Genomic DNA, 6,004 nt, shown 5'->3' with positions numbered 1-6,004 from the left:
GGCGCCGACCCTGCGGAACGCGGGGGGCTCAGAGCGCCGCGGCGAGCTCGGTGCCCTGCTTGATGGCGCGCTTGGCGTCCAGTTCGGCGGCCACGTCGGCCCCGCCGATCAGGTGCACCGGCAGGCCGCGCTCGCGCAGCGCCTCGTACAGGTCGCGGCGCGGCTCCTGGCCGGTGCAGAGCACGACGGTGTCCACGGGCAGCAGTTGGCGCTCGCCGTCCACCGTGATGTGCAGGCCGGCGTCGTCGATCAGGTCGTAGGTGACGCCGGGGACCATCACCACGCCGCGGTGCTTGAGTTCGGTGCGGTGGATCCAGCCGGTGGTCTTGCCGAGGCCGGCGCCGACCTTGCTGGTCCTGCGCTGGAGCAGGTGGACGCTGCGCGGGGGCTTCGGCCGCTCCGGGGCGCGCAGGCCGCCGCGCTCGCGGTACTCCGGGTCGATGCCCCACTTCGCCTGGAACACCGGCGGGTTGAGGCTCGCCGCGTCGCCCGGGTCGGTGAGGAACTCGGCCACGTCGAAGCCGATGCCGCCCGCGCCGAGGATGGCGACCCGCTCGCCGACCGGCGCGCCGTCGCGCAGCACGTCGAGGTAGCCGAGCACGCTGGGGTGGTCGATTCCCGGGATGTCGACGGGAGTTCGCGGGGTGACGCCGGTGGCGAGGACGAGCTCGTCGTGGCCCTGCCCGGCCAGCTGCTCGGCGGTGACGGTCGCGCCGAGTCGCAGCGTGACGCGCAACTCGGCCAGCCTGGTGCGGAAGTAGCGCAGCGTCTCGTCGAACTCCTCCTTGCCGGGGATGCGCCGGGCGATGTTCAGCTGCCCGCCGATCGCCTCGGCGGCGTCGTACAGGGTGACGTCGTGACCGCGCTCGGCGGCGGAGACGGCGAAGGCGAGGCCGGCCGGGCCCGCCCCGACGACGCCGATCCGCTTGCGCGACTGGGTCGGCCCGAGGACGAGTTCGGTCTCGTGGCAGGCGCGCGGGTTGACCAGGCAGGAGGTGATCTGGAGGTTGAAGGTGTGGTCGAGGCAGGCCTGGTTGCAGCCGATGCAGGTGTTGATGGCCTCGGCGCGGTCGTCCCGCGCCTTGGCGACGAAGTCGGCGTCGGCGAGCAGCGGGCGGGCCATCGAGACCAGGTCCGCGCTGCCCTCGGCGAGCAACTGCTCGGCGATCTCGGGGGTGTTGATGCGGTTGGTGGTGACCAGCGGGATGCCGACCTTGCCCATCACCTTCTTCGTCACCCAGCCGAAGGCGCCGCGCGGCACCGAGGTGGCGATGGTGGGGATGCGGGCCTCGTGCCAGCCGATGCCGGTGTTGATGATGGTCGCCCCGGCGGCCTCGACGGCCTGGGCGAGCCGCACGACCTCGTCGAGGGTGGAGCCGCCGGGCACCAGGTCGAGCATGGAGAGGCGGTAGACGATGATGAAGTCCTCGCCGACCCGCTCGCGGACCCGGCGGACGATCTCCACCGGGAAGCGCATCCGCCGCTCGTACGCACCGCCCCACTCGTCCTCGCGCCGGTTGGTCGCGGCGACGATGAACTCGTTGACCAGGTAGCCCTCGGAGCCCATGATCTCGACACCGTCGTACCCGGCGCGGCGGGCGAGTTCGGCGCAGCGGGCGAAGTCCTCGATGGTCTGCTCGACCTGCTCGGCGGTGAGCGCGTTGGGCGTGAAGGGGCTGATCGGGGCCTGGATCGCGCTGGGGGCGACCAGGTCGCGGTGGTAGGCGTAGCGGCCGAAGTGCAGGATCTGGAGGGCGATCCTGCCGCCGGCGGCGTGCACCGCGTCGGTGACCACGCGGTGCTTGTCGGCCTCCTCCTCGGTGGTCAGCATCGCGCCGCCCTCCCAGGGGCGCCCGGCCTCGTTGGGGGCGATGCCGCCGGTGACGATCAGACCGACGCCGCCGCGGGCCCGCTCGGCGTAGAAGGCGGCCATCCGCTCGTAGCCGCCGGGGGCCTCCTCCAGGCCGACGTGCATCGAGCCCATGATCACGCGGTTGGGCAGGGTGGTGAAGCCGAGGTCGAGCGGGCTGAGCAGGTGCGGGTAGCGGTTGCTGCCGGGGTGGGCGCTCATCGACGTCTCCTGGGGCGCGGGCTGGGGGGTGGACCGGGATGTGGACCGGGGGCGTTGTGGACCGGGGGCTTTGTTACCGCAGGGTAGGGGACGGGCCGCGGGGTATGCAACTAGTTGCATAAGGCTGGTCCGGGTTGCCGGGAGGGCCCTCCGGATGGCTCGAACACGGCGCTGGGGACCGGCCGGACGCGTATCGTCGTGTCCCGGACATCGCGGGGCCGTCGCGGGGGGACATCGCGGAGACGCCGCGGACTCGGAGCTCGGGACTCAGGAGAGGAGCGGCCGTGCGCGGTGGCTCGGTGGCCGTGGTCGGGGGCAGCATCGCCGGGAGCGCCTTCGCCGGCGCGGCCGCCCGGCTCGGGGCGGAACGGGTGGTGGTGCTGGAACGCAGCCCCGGGCACCTGGAGGACCGCGGCGTGGGCCTGTGCACCCACAACGACCGCTTCGACGAACTGGTCCGGGCCGGACACCTCGACGCGGACACCCGCCGCCACCGCCTCACCGTTCGCCGCTGGGTCGCCCGGGGCGCGGCCGGCGAGGGCGACGGGCCGGACGGCTGCGGGCGACTGCTCTGGGCCCAACCCTTCCCGTTCCACTCGCACCACTGGGGCGTGCTCTGGCAGGCCCTGCGCGAACGGACGCCCGAGCAGGTCGAGTTCCGGCTGGGCGCCACCGTGACGGCCGTCGGCAACGGGCCGGGCGGGGGCGAGGCGGACGGGGGCAACGGGCCGGACGGGGGCGAGGCGGACGTCAACGTGCCGGGCGGCGCCTGGATCGAGACGGACGGCGGCCGTGAGACGTACGACCTGGTGATCGGCGCCGACGGCTACCGCTCGGTGGTCCGCGAGGCGGTCTGCCCGCAGGCCGAGCCCGAGTACGCCGGGTACGTGTGCTGGCGCGGCAGCTACGACGCCGCCCTGCTGGCCGAGTTGCCCGGCGGCGCGGCGCCCTGGCCGGAGGAACAGTGCATCACCGCCTGCTACCCCGGCGGCCAGGTGGTCATCTACCGCATCCCCGGGGTCGCGCCCGGCCGCACCCAGGTGAACTGGGTCTTCTACGCCCCCACCCCCGCCTGGCTGCGACTGGACGGCCCGACCAGCATCCCGGCGGGCAGCCTCACCGACCAGCAGGTGGACGAGCTGCGCCGGCTGGCCGAGCGGCACCTGCCGCCGTACTGGGCCGGCCTGGTCACCCTGACCCCGCGCGAACGGACCTTCCTCCAGCCGGTCTACGACCTGGCGGCCCCGGCCCGGACGGCCGGACGGCTGCTGATCGGCGGGGACGCGGCCACCGTGGTGCGCCCGCACAACACCAGCGGCGCGGTGAAGGCGATCCAGGACGCCCACGCCTTCGAGCTGGCCGGGCGGGCGGCCGGCTCCTGGGCGGCCCTGCTGACCGCCTACGACCGCGAACGGACGGCGGCCGGGCGGGAGTTGGTGGAGCTGGGCCGCACCCTGGGCCGGGCCCAGGTCACCGCGGCGCCGGACTGGTCGGGAATGGACGAGCCGGCCATGACCGCCTGGTGGCACCACCAGTTCACCGGCGGCGGGGGCTTCGGCGGCCACGCGCTCGGCCGTACCGACTGAGCGCGTGGCCACGACTGCCGAGACCCCGGTCAACCCGCTTCGGGCGAAGGGGTGTCGACCGCTACCGACGGACGACGGTCAGACGTTGACGCCGTAGTCGGTCGCGATGCCGCGCAGGCCGGAGGCGTAGCCCTGGCCGATGGCGCGGAACTTCCACTCGTTGCCGTTGCGGTACAGCTCGCCGAAGACCATCGCGGTCTCGGTCGAGGCGTCCTCGGTCAGGTCGTAGCGCGCGATCTCCAGGCCGTTGGCCTGGTTGACGATCCGGATGAACGCGTTGCGCACCTGGCCGAAGTTCTGCAGCCGGGCGTCGGCGTCGTAGATCGACACCGGGAAGACCACCTTGGCCACATCGGCCGGGACGCGGTCCAGGTCGACCTTGATCTGCTCGTCGTCCCCGTCTCCGCCGCCGGTCAGGTTGTCGCCGCTGTGCTCGACCGAACCCTCGGGGCTGCGGAGGTTGTTGAAGAAGACGAAGTGCTGGTCCGAGACCACCTTGCCCAGCGCGTTGCACAGCAGCGCACTGGCGTCCAGGTCGTAGTCGGCCCCGGTGGTGGTGCGCACGTCCCAGCCGAGACCGACGATCACGGCGCTCAGACCGGGCGCCTCCTTGCTCAGCGAGACGTTGCCGCCCTTGGCCAGCGAAACTCCCACAATGCCCTCCTCTGATCTCTCCCTGTGGACGAATCTACAACACTGTAGAGATCACGAGAATCCGTCTGCGGGCGGGCCCGCCCCGGGAATTTCTCCGGGTCGCATCCGGGAACCGTGCGCGGGCACCGTGCACGGGCACCCGCCGCGGCCCGGCCAAGGGGTCACCGCGCGGCGTCGATCCCGATCCGCAGCGCACCGTTCTCGGCCGTCGCCCTGCGGCCCCAACCCAGCAGCAGGCCCAGCACCTCGCGCTCGGCGGCCGGGAGCCGGGCCAGGTCCACCTGCTCGATCTCCCGTACCAGCGCGGCCATCGACGGCTGCCGGATCCGGCTGCTGAAGTCGAGGTCCGGCTCATGGCGGGCGAGGGTGGGCAGGGTCCGCGCACCCAGGCGACGCAGGACGGCCCGCAGGGCGCCTCCGTCGACCCAGGCCTCCAGCCGCCCGGACCGCGGCGCCGGGCCGGCCTTGCGCCCCGTCCTCGCCTTGACGGGCACCCGGTACAGACCGAGGACGCATTCGTCCTCGGCCACCTCCTCGTCCGGCCCGTACGGCCGCAGGTCGCCCGCTGTGCTCCGCATGCCGAGCACCCTAGCGACCTCCCGCCCTAGACTGGCAGTGGATTTCCCTCTCCTCGGTTCTTCCCCCCGTTTCCCCTCGTCGCAGGCCCGGTCGCCGGAGGTCCCGATGCGCCAGCGGTACAGCTTCCACCTCGACCAGGGCGGGCACTCGGTGACCGTCAACGTCCGGTCCGGCTGGATCACCGAGACCGAGCTGCTGGTCGACGGCAAGGAGTGCGACTTCCACCGCGTCCACGGGCACGGCGACTATCCGCTGACCCTCACCGCCCAGGTCGCCGAGGAGCCGCCGAGGCCGCCGAGGCCGCTCGCGGTGCGGCTGGACCGCACCGGCCGGGCCGAGCATCCGCTCGCCTGCGTCCTGGAGCTGTCCGGCGCCGAGCACCCGATGCCGGAGCGCACGGCGCGCTGATCCCGCCTCCTCCCCCGCGAGTTCCACCCCTTCCGCACGGTCGCGCCCGCCTGCGGCTACCTTGCTAGCAAGCTATGGTGCTAGCATCGTGGATGTGGGAGACGAGGATGTGAAGCAGTTCAACGTGTACCTGCCGATCTGGCTGATCAAGCAGGTCAAGTTCCGCGCCGTCGAGCAGGAGCTGTCGCTGTCGGCACTGGTCGCCGAGGCGCTGCGCGCCTACCTCGACGACGCCCCCGCCGCCCAGCACGAGCACCCGTCCGAGAAATCCGTCAAGGAGGACTGAGATGACCACCGAGGGCATCGAAGCCGTGTTCATGGAGACCCACAACTGGGGCAAGGCCGCGAAGTTCTTCCAGGGCCTCGGCTACGAGCTGGAGTTCGCCACCGACCACAACTCCGGTCAGTTGCGCAACGGCGACAGCCCCACCCTGTTCATCGCCGAGATCCCGGCGGACCGGCAGCCGCAGGTGCAGCTGGTGCTGAAGGTGGCGGACGCCGACGCCTTCCGTACCGGCGAGGGCGTGGAGCTGGAGACCCCGTTCGAGGACACCCACTTCGGCACCCGGATGGCGACCGTCCGCGACCCCGACGGGCGGCTCTGGAGCCTCCAGGCACCGGCCAAGTCCGAGTCGTAGCAACGGTCGGCGGCAGCAGCCGTAGGACCGGAGCGCAAACGGGCCGGTACGGCGATCAGCCGTACCCC

Annotated in this window: 7 protein-coding genes; 4 read left to right on the top strand and 3 right to left on the bottom strand. The window is 72.7% G+C overall.

All coding sequences use genetic code 11. The features are described 5' to 3' along the window. Positions 1 to 28: 28 nt before the first annotated feature. Positions 29 to 2,071 (bottom strand): FAD-dependent oxidoreductase, encoded by a 2,043-nt coding sequence (locus ACFU6K_RS28620; RefSeq protein ID WP_380667797.1) that lies wholly within the window; start codon positions 2,069 to 2,071, stop codon positions 29 to 31. A 284-nt stretch (positions 2,072 to 2,355) separates the two neighbouring features. Between ACFU6K_RS28620 and ACFU6K_RS28615 the strand changes: the two genes are divergently transcribed. Further along, complete coding sequence (locus tag ACFU6K_RS28615) at positions 2,356 to 3,657, top strand: FAD-dependent monooxygenase (RefSeq protein WP_380667795.1); 1,302 nt, start codon at positions 2,356 to 2,358, stop codon at positions 3,655 to 3,657. Between the two features lie 78 nt (positions 3,658 to 3,735). Here the strand turns inward: ACFU6K_RS28615 and ACFU6K_RS28610 are convergent, their stop codons facing one another. Next, positions 3,736 to 4,311, bottom strand: a complete 576-nt coding sequence (locus ACFU6K_RS28610; RefSeq protein WP_049650185.1) for a TerD family protein — start codon at positions 4,309 to 4,311, stop codon at positions 3,736 to 3,738. Between the two features lie 161 nt (positions 4,312 to 4,472). Continuing rightward, positions 4,473 to 4,889: a hypothetical protein gene (locus tag ACFU6K_RS28605; RefSeq protein ID WP_380667793.1), complete on the bottom strand. Its 417-nt coding sequence runs from the start codon at positions 4,887 to 4,889 to the stop codon at positions 4,473 to 4,475. A 106-nt stretch (positions 4,890 to 4,995) separates the two neighbouring features. Here ACFU6K_RS28605 and ACFU6K_RS28600 point away from each other — a divergent pair, with 106 nt between their 5' ends. The 3 genes from ACFU6K_RS28600 (at position 4,996) to ACFU6K_RS28590 (ending at position 5,936) form a co-directional block, all read left to right on the top strand. Then, positions 4,996 to 5,298 (top strand): hypothetical protein, encoded by a 303-nt coding sequence (locus tag ACFU6K_RS28600; RefSeq protein ID WP_380667791.1) that lies wholly within the window; start codon positions 4,996 to 4,998, stop codon positions 5,296 to 5,298. A 94-nt stretch (positions 5,299 to 5,392) separates the two neighbouring features. Next, on the top strand, positions 5,393 to 5,584 hold the full coding sequence (locus ACFU6K_RS28595) for a CopG family transcriptional regulator (protein WP_380667789.1): 192 nt from the start codon (positions 5,393 to 5,395) through the stop codon (positions 5,582 to 5,584). 1 nt (position 5,585) lies between these two features. After that, entirely contained in the window at positions 5,586 to 5,936 is a 351-nt protein-coding gene (locus tag ACFU6K_RS28590) for a VOC family protein (protein WP_380667787.1), read from the top strand. Positions 5,937 to 6,004: the final 68 nt, after the last annotated feature.

It is taken from the genome of Kitasatospora sp. NPDC057512 (assembly GCF_042802135.1).
GTDB lineage: Bacteria > Actinomycetota > Actinomycetes > Streptomycetales > Streptomycetaceae > Kitasatospora.
Note: the sequence above shows the minus strand (reverse complement) of the source record. Positions and strands in the feature narration are given on the sequence as shown.